Below are 16,126 nucleotides of genomic sequence, written 5' to 3' on the forward strand. Positions count from 1 at the left end.
CCGCCCGCTTCCTTCAGATTCCGCGTCACCACGGACACCCTTGCGTTAAACTAACCACTACTACTACCTTCGTGGCTCGGGACTTGCACCCTATAGACTGTACCCATGCCGGGCGCACATTAAAGACCAGTCCCCATTAGCGAGGACTGGCCCTAATCTTTAATGAAATTCTACATCAATTCTCCTTTTTGACTCCTTTTGTAGCTTAGGCATCCGTACCTCTAATACACCATTTTTATAGGATGCTTTAACACCTTCCTCGGAAATAGGACTAGGAAGCGGAATTTGTCGATGAAAATTGCCCACATAACGTTCTTTTCGATACATCTTTTCCTCTTTTACTTCATTTGTCCGATTTATACTACCAGAAATTTTTAATGTACTTTGTTCAATTTGTATATCGACATCTTCCTTTTTTTCAAGACCCGGAATGTCACAAATAGCAACAACTTCTGTCTCCGTTTCATGGACATCTACTTTAATGCCTCCGAAGGATTGCTCATCTCCAATAATAGAAGGGAAGTCCTGAAAAAAGTGGTCAAAGTCTTTTCTTAAATTCGCAAACCGATGTAACGGAACATATGGATGTAATGACATTCTGTCTCCTCCTTTTGAATGATTACACGGATATTATGTCAAATTTTAGTTAGAATATTCACTTCAACCCACAGGTATCGTTCGTTAATAGCAAAACAAAAAACACCTTGAAATCACTTATCAAGGTGCTTTACGAAGCAAAGTTTGTAAAATTAGCTAACAGATTCCTCTCCTGCCGGTTTTCCTGATTCAACTAATGTTCGATTCCTCATTAAGAAAACAGTAAGAACTAATATGAACAGCCCTGTTCCGATTAATAACCATTCAATTTTTATGATATCGGCGATTGGACCGAAAATGAGCATTCCTAATGGCATCATCGAGGTAGAAATCATCCCTAATACACCAAAAATTCTTCCTAAATAGTTTTCTTCTACCCTCTCCTGTAACAGGACATTTGCCGGTGTATTAAAAATCGGCATCGCTACCCCAAATATCGCCATAATCGCTAAGTAAACCCAAAAATTAGGAACAACACCTAATCCTAACGTACAGGCTCCCATAATAAAGCTTGCAAATGCCAACGTATTAATCCTATTTTGAAAACCGCCCCAGGAAGCTATTACGCCTCCACCGACCATCATCCCGACCGAAAATGCTAGTTCAATTGCCGTTAGTCTCCATACGTCACTTCCAAAGCTTCGCGTAACCTGCAATGGAGTTAAAAATGAGGCTGGGGCCATGAGAACAAAGAATACAGCAAAGAATAAAAAGAACTTCAATAAAAAGGCATGCTTTCTTATATAAACAATCCCTTGTTTAAAATCATTAAAATAACTCGTCTGTTGCTGTTCTGACGCCTTCCGATGCGATGAAGTGTTTAAAAATACGAGCAATGTTAAAATGGCAATCACTGCTGTCACAACATCAATAAAGAATATCATTTCAATTGATGTCATACTTAATAATGCAGCACTAACCATTGGAGCAATAAACATAATGATCGCTTGAATGCTCCCGTTAATTCCGTTTACCCTTGTTAGCATATCCTTAGGCACGATTTGTGGCAATATCGCTCCAACAGCTGGAGTTTGTATCCCTGTACCTAACGCACGAATTGCTGCCATTACAAACAGTAACCAGAATGAGTCATAGCCCAGCAAAAACAAGATCGCTAGCAGTAAGGTTGCTGTTGCAATCATCCCATCAGCTAACATGATTAATCGTTTTCTATCATATCGATCTGCCCATACCCCTGCAAAAGGAGATAAAAAGAATGTCGGGATAAAGCCGCAGATAATGAACAAGGTCATCATAACACCTGACTCTGTTTCAAGCGTAATATACCACATAATGGCATATTGAACTAATGCTGATCCGAATAAAGATATTGTTTGGCTACTTAGAAAAAGGATAATATTCCTCTTCCAGTTTCCCGATATTTGCTCTGTTTCCGTATACATTTTTTCACAACCTTTTATTTTTGTACTTAAGTAGTTTTTTTCATTCCTTCAAAAAAGGACAACCGTAAATTGGAGTCAACACCCCCAGAAGCAGATTCTTTTAATTCTAGCGTTTATTAAATCTTCAAAAGAGATGAATAAATGGAACCATTAAAAAATCTATTGAATTCATACTCTTTTTACTTCTTTTCTCAAATTTAATGTATTTATGTGTGACAATATTTGTATTTTTTAGTAAAATATTACTTATGTCTATTATCTATTTCAAGTGGTTGTAGTTTAGAAAGATTTGTCTAAGCTAATCAAGGTCATTACATTATTAATTAAGGCTCTATTAAACTTTGTTTGTTGATTTCCACTGTAGACATTTGCTTTCCGCCGACGGTCCAGGCTGCTTTAGCTCAAGTGTCTATAGGGTCTCGTATCCGCTCCACTCAACTAAGTGCTTAAAAATTAACAATAATCTTTAACATAGCCTTTATTAAAAAGAGAAGTTAGGAGTTATGTATAATGAATAGAAAAGTAATTGGGATAATTCTATTATTAATAGGTGCGATAGCAATGTGTTTAAATGTTTTATTCTTTAAGTCTAATGGAAATTACGATTTAATAAGAGGACTTTCGTTTGCAAGCTTTCTAGTAGGAACATTCATGATACCAACATACCAAAAGCCTAAAAAAGGGTAAAGTAAATATAGGAAAAATATGTGCTTAAATTTATTTTTTCTATTTAACGAAAAGTAAATACTATCGAAAAGCAACAATGTATGTGAAACCATCTTTCTATCATACATTAAAAGATATAGAGAATTCATCTTAATGTAAATTCTAAAACGTCTCGTTACAATCCTTCTTTTTAAACTAAAAATTTTTGTTAAGTAAAAAGAAATGTCTCAAAGCTAAGGGGCTAATAACTTCGAGACATCCTCTTTTTATTTTTTTCAATTAAAAGTCATGAACGGTTACACATAGCTGGATTACAACCCCAAATGGATCTCTAATAATTCCATACCCTGGACTAAATGAGTTTTTTTCAAACGGGGCTAAAACTGTTACCTCTTTATGTTTAGTTAATGACCTATATAATTTATCAATTTCGTTGTAATCCTTTGATTGTATACATAATGAAAAGCTATTCCCTTGTTGCCAAGGTTGCGTCGTATCCATTTCTTCTTCTGCAATCATAAGCTTATTTCTACCTATTTCTAGAACAGAGTGTGTAATATAATCATCTTTTCCTGCTTCATAGCTGAAATTTGGCACCATTTCTTTCATTTCCTGATAGGTTTTCTTAAAAATAACCTTCGCTCCCAGGTATTCCTCATAAAATGCTATTGCTGCCGCAGCTTGACCATTTAACGATAAAAATGGAATCACTTCAAAATTCATATTATTGCCTCCTTAGTCATTTTTGATTACACTTACAACTATAATCAATAAAGGTGACATATAAAGGCACCATTAAGAGGGATTAGAATGAAAAAATCAGAACGGCTTAATCAAATGCTCCGTTTTATTAATCAAAAACAACAATTTACTCTTCGTGACCTAATGGAACAATTTCAAATCTCAAAAAGAACTGCAATTAGAGATATTGCTGCATTAGAAGAACTAGGAGCACCCATTTACGCAGAATATGGTCGGTATGGTGGATATCGTTTACTTACTCAAATTCAGCTCCCACCAATCTCATTTACAAACCAAGAAATCTATGCACTTTATTTTGCAATGCAATCGCTTAAGAGCTTCTCGACAATACCATTTCAAATCTCTTTTCAATCGATTCACAATAAGTTTTTACATGAGCTTTCGGAAAACCAACGTAAAGAAATTGAAAGGATGCAAAATCGTATCGCGTTCCATCATATAAAGCAAATCAAAGATAGTGAACATTTAGATACGTTATTAATGGCAGCAGTTAAAAATATTGTGCTGCAAATTACGTACCTAACAACGAGTAAAAAAAGCACTCGCATTATACACCCGATTGCCATTTATACGATGAAGGGATATTGGTATTGTCAGGCTTATGATATGAATAAAAAAGCGTATCGCGTGTTCCGTTGTGATCGAATCACATCAGCTGAGGCAACAACGATTCAACCAGATGAAAAGCTTATTGACATTACGTTCGAAAACGCCCATTCCCTTTGGAAACCTTCAAAAACTGCGATTCATTTTAAATGTTTGATGACAAATCAAGCGGGAATTGAACGATTTAAACAGGAGCATTACCCATCTATGAAATTGCTTTATGAGAGAGAGGGAACATTTCTAGTAGGTTCATATGAGGCTAATGAAACAAGCTTTATCATGACATATCTTGCAGGCTTTGGGAAATCAATTAAAATTATTGAGCCTGTGAAACTAAAGGAGGATTTGCGGCAATATTATTTAGATTTAATCGAACATTTATAGTCTCAGAATGTATACAAAATTCACTCATTCTTTTCCTGTGAACAAAAAAATACCCCATTGGATTAATAGCTCTCCTTTGGGGTAATTAATTGGCGTTTATTTATTATTTACTTCTAGCTTAAATGCATCTCTTGCCTCTTTCTTTGCCTCATCAATAGTCGTTTTCTGTACAAAGTGACCTCTCGTTAATAATCTAGTCTCACCATCATCATCACATGTTATAAGGGTTAAAACCGTCTCCCCTTCTATATCGTCAATCACTTCAACATCTGTTGCTTCTATCGTTCTTTGCTCATATATTTTATATTCATATATGTAATTTAAATCTGTTAAATATACGGCTGATCCTTTTTCAACATTATATAAAGGACTGAACAGCAAATCGTCACGTTTCATATGATGCCCTGCTAAAGCATAATTTCCCTCACCCATTACTTGTTCCTCTTTCAAAGTTCCAGCCGTTAAAGCTAATGTATACTTTGAAGTTCCTTTACCAATTGGTAAATTCAAATTTACACTTGGGATACTAATTCCACCAATAATTGTAATATCATTTTTATTTAAATTTGCCATAAGAATTGTTCTTAAATCTAGTTCTTGTACTTCATCAAAATCAAATGAACTATTCTTACCATTATTTTTTTTAATATCGTCGGCACTTATCTTGTCAATTCCTATTGTGTTTATTCCTAACGATACAAGCAGATTTTTTATTGGCTCATGAAATAAAAATAATGTCCCACACAATAACAAAGTCCAAAGCAACAGGTTGATTATTTTTTTATGATTTTTCTTTCTCATAAAATCTCCTAATCATTTCGAAAAAATATTCTCACTATACAATTAGCTCATTAAAGTATTTTTATAAGATTATTTTTAAGTATTATTTTAACTTACTTAGTTTCGAATCGAATAAAATTACCAATAGATAAGTTAATCAAAAAGAAGTATTTAGAATCCTCTATATCTCTTTTAAATACTCGATTCATTAAACAAAGCTTCACACTATTAAATCCAAATTTCGAAAAAGCACCTAAAAATAAATTGTAACTATAAATTTATCTTTAGGTGCTAGTTTCATAACTTATTAGATTATTTTGTTAAATATCTTCTTCTCACTAACAGCCCAATTAATGCAGTTCCGATCATCAGTAATCCAATCAGAATGTAATTTGATTGGTCTTCACCTGTTTGTGGCAGCTTTTGTGGATCTCTTGCTGGTTCATTGTCTGGCTTTACAGGGTCTGTACCATCATTGTTATTATCTCCGTCGTTTGGAGGAGGGACATCACCTTAAGCTGGTACTTTTACATTTAGCACTTACCTGTTATGAATTATCAACTTCTACAGTTGCTGGATTTGTTTTTTGTTCTACTTTTTCCTCTTGAATATGTACAGAATCCTTTTCTTCATTTTTCTTACTATCTGATGACTTCGCTGAATCATCTGCCTTACAAGCGGTAATTAGTAATAATGCACATATGACAACAAAAAACATCGACTTCTTATACAAGACATTCTCACCTCCTTAAAATTATGAAAATACTAAACTTCCTTTATCATTCCCCTTTTATAAATGACCCTATTACATTTGGATTATCTTTTAAAAGGGAGAAACGACGACATTAATAAAGACTTAAGTCATATAAATAATCGAGTTTATATTATAGTACTTTTGTAGGATAAACCTTGATGTATTTGGAGGGATCAATATTGTCCTTAAATATTTAGTTTTTGAAAATACTATCAACATAAGGAAATGGAAATATTTATCCGTTGACATTTTAATGATATATTGAATTTATCGAGACAAACAAGGTAGATTCGAACTAATATTACAAAATATTCAACATTTTACTTCAATTTACTGTGATTTTTTTATAAAAAAGGGGGATATTTGTCAATTATTAGAGGATTATCAGGCTACTCCTATTGACTTATATGCTTAGTAGTTTATTCGCACCTGCAAGTTCAACATAAGATATCAATACGATTAACAATTTAAAAAATAAAAAAGTTAATCGGCTTCAGGACATTAGAATGTTTAATATCGTTTAGATTACCGTTCTATTGTGAATCAGGTCTTTTCTTAGGGGTTAATTTTGGAGAATGGGGAATTTTTCATAATACAATGGTGGCCTTATTTCTGAGTAATAACAAAAAACTGGACCCATATTTGAATCCAGTACGAATTTTGACTGATTATTGACTAAACCTAGAAAATCAATTAATGGTTAATTCATAATGTTTTTACTCCTAGTTACTCTTCTACTTAGTATATAAACAATCAATATAAACACATGTAAAGCAAACAATACAAAGAAAATATTACTGAATGTCGTACCAATTGATAGCTGATTAAAAGGATTCCACGGACTTTCCCCTGCCATATCAACTGCTCTCCCATATATCCCAATAGCGATAGATCCTGAAATGAAATTTTGCATCATTAATAACCCCATACCTACACCTGAATGTTCACTAGGTAATGTTAAGGAAATCGATTTTGACATAACGATCATCATAAATGATTGGCCAACATTCCCGATTATTAAAAATATCGCAATTAACATTGAGGTTGAATAAATAAATGTAGATAGCATGAAAAAACAAATGATTAATAAACTAGATGCAAGAAAGAATAATGTTGGCGTTCCTTTTGAATCTGCAATCTTTCCTCCTTGTCTATTTAATAATGCAGTTGCAGCTGCAGCTGGTACCATTGCTAAACCAATTAAATTAACTGGGAGATTTTGAACATCTGCTAAGAATAAAGGAGTTAAAAAGAATAGTGAATAACCTATACCCGTTACAAGAAACGCCAATATTAAATATGAAATATATGTTTTGTTTTTAAATAATTGAGGTTGAATAAAAGGATACTTTGCTAAACGAATACGATATATAAATAAGACGAGAACAGCAATCCCTCCTGTAACCCACATCACATTATTTGTTACACCAAGTAAAAATTGGGCTACGCTCAGCGCTAACAGTCCACCTCCTAACCAATCAATCCTAGTATTCGTTCCTTCCTCATCACCTAAGTACTTCATATAAAGTGGCAATGTCAACAGAACTAATAAAGGGATACAAAACAGCCATCGCCAGTTTACAATAGTAACAACTAACGAAGAAACAATTGGTCCAATCGCACTTCCAAGAGCCGTCCCAATAAACACTGTCCCCATTGCTGTACCTCTTTTTTCTAGAGGGAAATATCTGATTGGAATGAGAGTTGCTGTAGCTGGAATTGTCGCTGCACCAGCCGCTTGTAAACATCTTGCTACTAGTAAGAGAAGGTAAGAATGAGAGAAGAAGCCTAATAAGGATGCAAATGCAAAAAGTAATAAACCGAAGATTAATAAATTTTTCAGCTTATAGCGATCTGCAAGTTTTCCGTAAATCGCTGTACCAATCCCATATAAAAGTGTGTATGCTGAAGTAACCCAGCTTACCTGTGAATTTGTAAGCTGAAATTCTTTGCTTATTTGCGGGAGAACAAAATTAAACATCAATATACTCATTGATGAGAGAGTTACAGTGAGCATCATAATCATTAATAATTTTTCATTACCTTGTTTTTTCAATTCTTTATTCATTTCTTCACTTCCCCTTTTCAAAATGAATGTCTGTACTGACTGACATTATAGTCAAAAGACATATTAGGGGGTTAATCCCCTAATAAATAATGTGATACTAGCATTTAGGAGCTTTTCAAACTCTCCTTCCTTAAAGGAGGCATCTCCGTTCATTCTGCCATTTGCAAACCCAAAATTCATATAAAGAAACGTAATAGCCATTTTTTCCGCATCAATCGGAATAATTTTCCCCCTGTTCTTCATCTCTTCGAAATAGTTTGTTAAATATTCCTTTAATAGCTCAGGATGTCTATGAGAATATTGGTGTATTCCAGGAACATTCTCCCCTATCTTCATAAGCATTTTTAGGAGCTTTCGATTTTGAAACATAATTCGATGGTAATTTTGGCTAATTAACTCTAAATCCTCTTTCAAACTCCAGACAAGTTTGCTTTCAAAAATGGTTCGCATTTCCTCACCATAATGATATCGATCAATCGCTTTTTCCAATAAATTTTGTTTACTTTGAAAATGTCTAAAAAGCGTCTTTTCGCTGAAACCCGCTTCCCTTGCTATTTCCTCAGTTGTTACTCCTTTATATCCATTTTCAGAAAAAAGATCTATTGCTGTTGTTATAATTTTTTCACTTGTCTCTTGTTTTCGATTCGAAACCATAAATAATAAATTTCCCCCTATGGATTGTCAGTACTAACTGACATTAATATATTCCTTTTACTATTTTTTGTCAACAAGCAAATACCTTAAATTTCTCCAAAATGTATATAAAATCGTAATGTAACAGGTTATGAATTGAAATAAATGATAGCTTCGTTTCATTTGCACAGTAGATGGTACCTATAAATTAGTTTTTTATCCTAAACTTAATTAGGTTAAAAATAAAAAAACCTTTTACCAATAATTTTTGGTAAAAGGTTTTTTAAAACAAATTTTATAATAATAATGTCATCAAGGAAAAAAATCGTTCAAAAATAGTTACCATAAAGCTTGATTTTATTGTGAACAACTTTTTTACTTTTTGACCTACCAAAAACAACATTTACAAGTTACTCAAAACTTACAAGAAAAAAAGGCATTCACAGTTAATTGAATTTTTTCATTAATCTACATACAAACCCTTTCTTTAATAATTCAATAATTAATGTAAATAAATCTTTAATCCATAAAATAACTAATCTATTTCAGTTTTTAAAATACAATTGTTACATTATTAGTTCGTTTGTTATTTTACTATGTACATTACTCCTTTTCACTTATTAATAAATAAAGTCCAATATCCTTCTTAAACACAGTTAATATTAAAAAAATGGTCCTTGACCATATTAACGTTTAAAAATAGAGTTTTTATTTTTCTTCATTTACAGGCATCACTTTAGAGACTTTTATATTATGTAAAGTTACTTCTTCTCTGATAATGATTTTAACCCTTTCTTCAATATTTGAACGTAAACCAGCTCTGCTATATATTTGCCACTCCTTAACCATTCTTTTTTTAAAGTCATTATTAAGTAGCCATTTAACCCGCCTTATTTGAAAATCCGCAACTGATTCAACTGCTGATTCAAGGTAAGCAAGTGTTTTTGGAAAGTACTCTGGGTGTTTATATAGCCAATAAAATTTTTGCGTTTTTTTAACAACCGAGCTTTTTGTTTTCCTTTTCGGCTTTTTATTATCTTTATCCCAGTTTTTTAATATTAATTTAACTGTTTTCAACATTACAATATCCCTAACTCCCCAATCGACTTTACCTTCTTGTTTTATTGATTGGGATGATACAGATGGAGAATTTTCAGTTAGGAATTCCTTATCATTTCGATATAGCCACGTATAAGTTGCAGGAATCAACGCTCTTATTGCTGTTTTATTTAAATGAGGATTTTCTTTAATACTATCTTTCCATATATTATAATGGTTTACCTTAATAAAATTATTTTGATTTTTCTCCACTGGGATATATGATCTTGGAGGTTGCCATTTACCTAATATATTGTTCTTTTGTGCATATTTCTTTATTGTAGCTATATCCGCATTTAGCAACCTAGAAATAGGATAAATTCCTTCCCCTTTTTGTATTAGACTGACCAACTCTTGTTCCCACACCTGACCAAAGTACAAAACTTTCCTTTTACCATTTAAATATCGTCGTTCCTTAAAACCACATTCACACAGAAAATCTCCAAATTCCTGTTTACAGTCTCTTGAATAATTTATACTAATTAATTCTGTTTGTCTTGAACAAACTGGATTATTACAATCCCAGGGTCCACTGCCAAAAGGAGAATAGGTATATTCTTTTGTAAAAAAGTCAGAAACAGTATCGTCTAATAACATTATCATTAAAATGTGCCTTATTGGATGGAAGGCTTTCCGGTTTTTCTGAATAATCATCTGAACCCAGGTCTGTTCATCGTTAATATCAAAATATGAATGTTGCTGCTGAAGAAATTCTTTTGGATAATTAGCCAAAAACAATTCTTTTAGTCTTAAAACATCTACACGTCCAGATGGTTTTGCAATTCCTTTTAATTTAAGGTATTCCATATACCTCAAACGGTAATAATTTAAATCTCTTGGTAACAAATTATTATTAAGAATCCACTCCACATTTTCTGCAATTCTAGCGTGAAGATTATTTATTTTATTTTCTTCAATTGGAACTCCGTTAAGCTCTAATTTTGATGCGTCAATAAGACTCCCAACAGAGACATACAGATGTTGATTTATTTCATCCAACGAAAATGTTGTTTGTTTTAACCACTCTCTATGTTTATGGCATACATATACTCCAGGACACTGGTGAACCCTATTCCAGAAAACGTCCAAATATTGAGTGTTTTTTTGGTCCATTTGCTCCTTAATGCAAGAGGTACAATAATAAAGATTCCTTTTATTAGGTATTATTGAAGCAACTGCTCCAACTCGTGTCATAATTCCTTTCCCATTTTTAAATAACATATCATTTATTATTTTTTCGTGCCGAAGTAAATTAATAAAAGGGCGAAATAAGGGATATAACGAATGGTTGTCTACTAGGTAACTAGATGTATAAGGACTTCCTTTTGGAAAATTATCATAGAGATTATTTAATCCAGAGGGAAAACCCACCGTTGATCGAAATCCCCTAGAACTAAATAAATGTTCTGTTACCCATTTTATTCTGTCTTCATTTAGATAATCAAAATAACGAGCTATCCCACTATATAATATTTCATCCTTATGAAGATATGGAAAGTTTAGTATCATATTAAATCACCTAAAATCCTAGTTCCTGATTTATATCTGGTATGTATCCCTTTCTTTTTATATTATTATACGATTCGCTGCTTTCTTGATTATTTTCAGATTGCTTTCTTAAGTCTTCTTCCGATAGATCATCTACTTCTTTTTGTTTTCTTGTTTTAGAAGCTCTTGATTTTAGGTATTCCTTGGCAAGCTCCAAGCCTCTATCAAAATCTAATTCATTCCCAAGTACTTCAAGGACATAACTAACAGCAGCCTTTGAACGAGTTTTCGGAAAGTTCGCTTCCAAGAGTGCATTAAATAATTCTTCTCTAAAGGTTTTTTTCTGTTGTTTTTGGAGTTCTTTTAACATCCTTCGATGAATAATAACCTCCTGCTTTTTAGAAGATTCTAGGATGTGTTGTTGAATTAACTCTTCCATATCTGGAGGACGGATATCCTCAAATCTCGAAAGTGCTTCAAGATCAGTATTCCTAATCGCATTTATCATAGGCTGTATTAATGCAAAGTCCTTTTTGGCGGTATTCTGAATTAAATCCGTCGTTATTGTTTCATCTTTTTTATCCATTGCTCGCAATTGAACCATCATATAAAGTTTTATTAATACATCTGTAATTCCTTGACATTCATCATAAAATGTTTCTTCAATTTCTGGAGTAAGGGGTGTTTTAACATTTGTCCACTGGTACCTCCACATACCCCGAAGTAACCTTTGCCAATATGGATTATCTTTTTCAAGAGCTCCCCATTCAATGCCTCCCTGTCCTATTCCCCTACGTGTATTTCTAAAATCACCTTGCAAAATAGGGTAAGTTTTAGGTGTTCCTACTAAAACCACAGGAATATTTAACTCATTTCTTAAACTAACAAAGAAGTTTAGCATTTGCTCTCGCTCGTTTCCCTTTGCTTCTCTTAAATTCTGTACTTCATCTATAATTAGCATACCTAAACCAAGTTGATGAACCACTAACTTCATTTTTTCTAAGTATTCCTTCGTCTTCATATCTCCTCTTAAATGATATGAATAGCTGTTTTCACCGAATAACATTGTTATTTCGAAAAAGAATTGTCTACACAATGCTTGTATCGATCCATCATAAGGACATTCTAACTTTAAGTATACTAATTGAACAAAAGAACATTTATGCCCCTTATACTCAGTATGCATTATGCATTGTGGGTATAACGAAAGTGCCATTTCTATTGCACTCGTTTTTCCAATACCTGAAATCCCCACAACCGCCAACCCATTATTACTTGCAGAGGTTTTTTTTGTCTTTTTTACCTGATAAGGATACAATTTTGTTGGTTTACTTATTGCCTTTGCTTGTTGGTAAAATTGTTTACTTAATGGATTTCTAGAAGAATAACCGGTACACAAAAGAGCTGTTATTTTTTCATACATTTCTAGTGTTCTTTCCGTGGGATAATAGTAATCAAACAAATTCTGTACCATTAACTTTCTCTCAGCCACACTAAGTATTCTTTCCTCTTCATCGTAATCGGGAAAGGATACTAACATTTTTATCACTTCAGCTCGATCAAGCAAAGGAGGAAGGGCATCAATATAAGGATTATTTTTATATAATCCAATATTTCTTTCTGTATATACAGCTTCAAAGGGTTCAAGAATCCTATAATCTAAGTTATCCATTTTATCTCCTACCAACCAGATTCTTTCTCAATCGTATCTAGAATTTCAAAAAGATCTAGTTTATCTTCAGATTTAGATGATTTTGGTTTAACAGTCTTTTGTTTATCAAAATCTTTTGATATAGGAACATCTTCACCAAAGGTAAAGCTTTCTAATTTCCTTATTTCCTCTTTTTCCATAGAACGATTATCGCGTATACCTTCAGTTCTTTTTTTGTTAGAAATTCCTGTTATACTTTGCTCGGTTTCCTTTATTGCTTGGGTTGTAATTTCACGAACTCTTGCATTTTTATTAATTTCATCTTCCAATTGTGCCTTTTTTGCATTTCTATTGCGATAATTTTCAAATGCTATTGTGGTTGCGACCTCATCGAAAGATAAATTTGCAAATCTTTCTCTATCAAAGGGAACTAATTGGAAATGATCTAAATCATCTGTAAGCTCATCCCAATAATAAATATAATTGCAATTTCTTTCATCTACCCGAATTTTTATTTTCCAATTTCCACGAACTCTCGCCCTTGAGAACCACTCTTCACGAATTGCCTTTGAACTTGTATAGAACGCTCCACGGAATTTCAATCCTTGTGGTGTGACTGTTGCTTCATAACTTGGCATTAATGTTAATTTCATTTCTTTATCAGTAATTTTTTGGAGTATGCCTGATTGGTTTTGGATTCCCCATTTCCATAAATTAATCGGTCTAGCAATGATTTTATCTTTTAATAAATCCTTTGTTTTTCTATATCCCTTTATTAATTGCTTATTATGTTGTAGAACCTCTAAAATAATGGTTTTTGTGAAATCTTGTAGCGTAAGTGCAGCTTCTATTCTATAATCCTTTGCTCCCCTTTCTCTAAAATCCTTGTCCACATAGCCAGGAATAAAAGGTTTGATATTCCCTTGAATAATTCCAAATTTTCTTTCAACTACTCCTTTCAATTCAGCCCTAAATGGCGGTGTGTTTTCAATTTCAATACCCTGCAACCTCACCATTTCCTCAGCGTTCTTACTAATTAATTCTCCTCGGTCTCCGCGTATTGCCTCTGGAATATGAGCACAAGGCCATTCATCCTCAGTGATTTTTATCCCATATTCTTTACAAAAAGTAACTTTATCTGAAGCTGAATTGACTAAAGCCATCATAGCCCCAATCCAAGATGGACCTTCAAGGCCACAATATAGACCTGTAATTAGACGGCTGAAAGAATCAGTCACAAAATAAAGTACTGGTCTTCCAATAATGTCCTCCCTATTAATACTTGATACAATATATACATCAGCAATAGTAGCATCTATTTGAAATACACTCCCCGGACCAAATACCTTTTCTTGGGTTGCACCTAATATCATTCTGCCTTTCAAATCAAAGTTTTTTGAACCCCATCTCTTTCTTAGAGTATCTTCAGTATATCTGAGATGCCTAGTATGATATTCAAATTGCCAATATGAAGGATATTCTTCATCCAATTTATATCTTGTAACTTCATCAACTTGGATTTTTTGGGTAAAATGAATTTCTAGCATTTCTCTGTAAGCGGACTCCAATGTAGCCTTGGGATTTTTTTTGTAATATTTTTCAAAGGAAAATAATATGATATCCTTCCATTTTGAACCTTGATCCTTTTTATTTTCTGGCATTCTTAGAGCTTGTTTATTAACATCCAAAATTTTCCTCCTACCTAAAGTAGGGATTAATGCATACTCATTTAATCCATTCCGCCAATATAAACGCAGAATTTTTTTCATATAATTTGCTGAACATCCTAAAGAACTTTCAAGATTAGTAAACTTTTTCCATATACTACTGATATTAAAGATAGCAGGTGTTCCAATTTCCTCCATAAGCATATTTAAAATCTTCACTCGCTTTTTCCATAATTCTTCACTTTTGGGAGTTAAGTTAGATTGTTTAAGATAAGGCTCTTCTACTATCTTTGCATAATCATTTTTGATTAAGTTTTCATATTCCTCAATATTACCAATAAATGGTTTAGCGTTTCGTTCATAAATATCAATTAAATACATATTGAGACCGTTTTCATCAATCCAGATTACTCTGAAGTATCTGATTCTATCCGGCTCTTTTACCTCCAGAACCATCTTTTTATAAAGCATTTATAGATTGGCACCTCCAATTATAGTTAATTCCTTACAATGTAAGTTTTGTAAATCTATTTTTTTAGACATATCAATTACAATTAACTTCCTACTTAATAAAAACTTAAAAATCGATAAAAACGTTCCAGCCTCTTTATTTAAACTACAATCCAAACTATGAAGTAAGTTTAAAACCAACTGATTTTGATTATTAAATATCCCCTCAAGAATATATGGTGCTAATTCCAATACAGGGAAATTTTTATTAAAGTAATAAGCTCCTCTAAAAAAATTCAAATTATAAATTAATTCCGGACACATATCTTTTTCTGTAACAATCCCCCAGTCTATCCCCTTACGTTTCCAATATTCCCGTTCTATTTCCAACTTTTCTAACACTCTTTGCTTTTTTAACTCATTTGATGGCTTAACTGTACGTACTATCTCCTTTAGTTTTCCAGTTCCATCATCTAATTGAATTGCGAAATCACTTGTTAATACAACTGGGATCTTTGTTATCGGATAAACTGGATATGTAATACCTTTTTGCTCTGCTATGTATTGAGCATCCTCCCTTTGAATCAGTGGGAATTGTTCTCTTATATCCTTTACTCTATTAGACCATTCAAGGATACAAAAATACTGGTGTTCTAGTTTAGACATAAAGTGGTATACCCTTGGTACAATTTTCCCTTTTACGCGGGTAACCACTCCAATTGATGGGACATCTTGTACCGTAAGCCACGGCTTATAATTCTCTTTATAACCCTGCCCAAATCCTTTTTTTATTCTTCTTTCTATGCTTTTCTCAGTCCATTTGCACCTATATTTCATATTTGTTTTCTAACACCTCAATAAAGGTTTTCTTATTATAAAAACAACTAAAATTCAATTGCTGATTCAAAATAATAAAACATCGGTTAATTAAACATATTTAATTTTTTTTAATAGTAAACGATGTTTAGCAAACCTTTCATTACATAAAAAAACCCAATGGTGTATTTTGCAAGAAAAAAGTGCATAGTTGCGCAAGAAATTTTGCAGAGTTTTGCCACCCAATCGTTTTAATTTATCTTGCACGTGATAAAGCGTTTGATAATCTATAACTTCCGCCAT

At 32.8% G+C, this 16,126-nt stretch carries 15 protein-coding genes; 2 read left to right on the top strand and 13 right to left on the bottom strand.

Annotated features, from left to right (window positions below; translation table 11 throughout):
- Positions 1-159: 159 nt before the first annotated feature.
- Both ACTJJ9_RS24750 and ACTJJ9_RS24755 read right to left on the bottom strand, forming a co-directional pair.
- The gene (locus ACTJJ9_RS24750; RefSeq protein ID WP_145585388.1) at positions 160-597 is read right to left on the bottom strand and encodes an Hsp20/alpha crystallin family protein; all 438 of its coding nucleotides are present in this window, start codon (positions 595-597) and stop codon (positions 160-162) included.
- Between the two features lie 152 nt (positions 598-749).
- Positions 750-2,000 carry an MFS transporter gene (locus ACTJJ9_RS24755; protein ID WP_145585389.1) on the bottom strand — a complete coding sequence of 417 codons (1,251 nt, stop codon included), beginning with the start codon at positions 1,998-2,000 and terminating at the stop codon, positions 750-752.
- Positions 2,001-2,510: 510 nt separating this feature from the next.
- Here ACTJJ9_RS24755 and ACTJJ9_RS24760 point away from each other — a divergent pair.
- Entirely contained in the window at positions 2,511-2,687 is a 177-nt protein-coding gene (locus ACTJJ9_RS24760) for a hypothetical protein (RefSeq protein ID WP_174879892.1), read from the top strand.
- Positions 2,688-2,945: 258 nt separating this feature from the next.
- Here ACTJJ9_RS24760 and ACTJJ9_RS24765 read toward each other — a convergent pair whose 3' ends face one another.
- A complete protein-coding gene (locus tag ACTJJ9_RS24765; protein ID WP_145585390.1) occupies positions 2,946-3,389 on the bottom strand; it encodes a VOC family protein in 444 nt (147 codons plus the stop codon).
- 87 nt (positions 3,390-3,476) lie between these two features.
- Here ACTJJ9_RS24765 and ACTJJ9_RS24770 point away from each other — a divergent pair, with 87 nt between their 5' ends.
- Positions 3,477-4,418: a helix-turn-helix transcriptional regulator gene (locus tag ACTJJ9_RS24770; RefSeq protein ID WP_145585059.1), complete on the top strand. Its 942-nt coding sequence runs from the start codon at positions 3,477-3,479 to the stop codon at positions 4,416-4,418.
- A 96-nt stretch (positions 4,419-4,514) separates the two neighbouring features.
- Here ACTJJ9_RS24770 and ACTJJ9_RS24775 read toward each other — a convergent pair whose 3' ends face one another.
- The 10 genes from ACTJJ9_RS24775 to ACTJJ9_RS24820 all read right to left on the bottom strand — a co-directional run.
- Entirely contained in the window at positions 4,515-5,219 is a 705-nt protein-coding gene (locus tag ACTJJ9_RS24775; protein ID WP_145585057.1) for a class A sortase, read from the bottom strand.
- Between the two features lie 291 nt (positions 5,220-5,510).
- Positions 5,511-5,618: an LPXTG cell wall anchor domain-containing protein gene (locus tag ACTJJ9_RS24780; RefSeq protein ID WP_095303209.1), complete on the bottom strand. Its 108-nt coding sequence runs from the start codon at positions 5,616-5,618 to the stop codon at positions 5,511-5,513.
- Between the two features lie 127 nt (positions 5,619-5,745).
- Positions 5,746-5,931, bottom strand: coding sequence for a hypothetical protein (locus tag ACTJJ9_RS24785; RefSeq protein ID WP_145585055.1), 186 nt, complete (start codon positions 5,929-5,931; stop codon positions 5,746-5,748).
- Between the two features lie 721 nt (positions 5,932-6,652).
- Positions 6,653-8,020 carry an MFS transporter gene (locus ACTJJ9_RS24790; protein WP_145585053.1) on the bottom strand — a complete coding sequence of 456 codons (1,368 nt, stop codon included), beginning with the start codon at positions 8,018-8,020 and terminating at the stop codon, positions 6,653-6,655.
- Positions 8,021-8,083: 63 nt separating this feature from the next.
- Positions 8,084-8,674, bottom strand: a complete 591-nt coding sequence (locus tag ACTJJ9_RS24795) for a TetR/AcrR family transcriptional regulator (RefSeq protein WP_145585051.1) — start codon at positions 8,672-8,674, stop codon at positions 8,084-8,086.
- A gap of 687 nt (positions 8,675-9,361) precedes the next feature.
- Positions 9,362-11,260: a TnsD family Tn7-like transposition protein gene (locus ACTJJ9_RS24800; RefSeq protein WP_145585049.1), complete on the bottom strand. Its 1,899-nt coding sequence runs from the start codon at positions 11,258-11,260 to the stop codon at positions 9,362-9,364.
- Positions 11,261-11,270: 10 nt separating this feature from the next.
- Positions 11,271-12,911, bottom strand: coding sequence for an ATP-binding protein (locus ACTJJ9_RS24805; RefSeq protein WP_145585046.1), 1,641 nt, complete (start codon positions 12,909-12,911; stop codon positions 11,271-11,273).
- An 8-nt stretch (positions 12,912-12,919) separates the two neighbouring features.
- Positions 12,920-15,028 (bottom strand): DDE-type integrase/transposase/recombinase, encoded by a 2,109-nt coding sequence (locus ACTJJ9_RS24810; RefSeq protein ID WP_145585045.1) that lies wholly within the window; start codon positions 15,026-15,028, stop codon positions 12,920-12,922.
- On the bottom strand, positions 15,029-15,844 hold the full coding sequence (locus ACTJJ9_RS24815) for a TnsA endonuclease N-terminal domain-containing protein (RefSeq protein WP_145585043.1): 816 nt from the start codon (positions 15,842-15,844) through the stop codon (positions 15,029-15,031).
- Positions 15,845-15,934: 90 nt separating this feature from the next.
- Positions 15,935-16,126: hypothetical protein (locus ACTJJ9_RS24820; protein ID WP_440768977.1), on the bottom strand; the 192-nt coding region annotated here is incomplete at its 5' end.

Source organism: Metabacillus sp. 22489 (assembly GCF_052044855.1).
GTDB lineage: Bacteria > Bacillota > Bacilli > Bacillales > Bacillaceae > Metabacillus > Metabacillus niabensis.

What these genes read in the sequence shown, in the direction of transcription:
- ACTJJ9_RS24800 (WP_145585049.1), bottom strand. Translation starts at nt 11,260, where the DNA reads ATGATACTAAACTTTCCATATCTTCATAAGGATGAAATATTATATAGT.
- ACTJJ9_RS24750 (WP_145585388.1), bottom strand. Translation starts at nt 597, where the DNA reads ATGTCATTACATCCATATGTTCCGTTACATCGGTTTGCGAATTTAAGA.
- ACTJJ9_RS24760 (WP_174879892.1), top strand. Translation starts at nt 2,511, where the DNA reads ATGAATAGAAAAGTAATTGGGATAATTCTATTATTAATAGGTGCGATA.
- ACTJJ9_RS24755 (WP_145585389.1), bottom strand. Translation starts at nt 2,000, where the DNA reads ATGTATACGGAAACAGAGCAAATATCGGGAAACTGGAAGAGGAATATT.
- ACTJJ9_RS24765 (WP_145585390.1), bottom strand. Translation starts at nt 3,389, where the DNA reads ATGAATTTTGAAGTGATTCCATTTTTATCGTTAAATGGTCAAGCTGCG.
- ACTJJ9_RS24790 (WP_145585053.1), bottom strand. Translation starts at nt 8,020, where the DNA reads ATGAATAAAGAATTGAAAAAACAAGGTAATGAAAAATTATTAATGATT.
- ACTJJ9_RS24795 (WP_145585051.1), bottom strand. Translation starts at nt 8,674, where the DNA reads ATGGTTTCGAATCGAAAACAAGAGACAAGTGAAAAAATTATAACAACA.
- ACTJJ9_RS24770 (WP_145585059.1), top strand. Translation starts at nt 3,477, where the DNA reads ATGAAAAAATCAGAACGGCTTAATCAAATGCTCCGTTTTATTAATCAA.
- ACTJJ9_RS24775 (WP_145585057.1), bottom strand. Translation starts at nt 5,219, where the DNA reads ATGAGAAAGAAAAATCATAAAAAAATAATCAACCTGTTGCTTTGGACT.
- ACTJJ9_RS24805 (WP_145585046.1), bottom strand. Translation starts at nt 12,911, where the DNA reads ATGGATAACTTAGATTATAGGATTCTTGAACCCTTTGAAGCTGTATAT.
- ACTJJ9_RS24810 (WP_145585045.1), bottom strand. Translation starts at nt 15,028, where the DNA reads ATGCTTTATAAAAAGATGGTTCTGGAGGTAAAAGAGCCGGATAGAATC.
- ACTJJ9_RS24815 (WP_145585043.1), bottom strand. Translation starts at nt 15,844, where the DNA reads ATGAAATATAGGTGCAAATGGACTGAGAAAAGCATAGAAAGAAGAATA.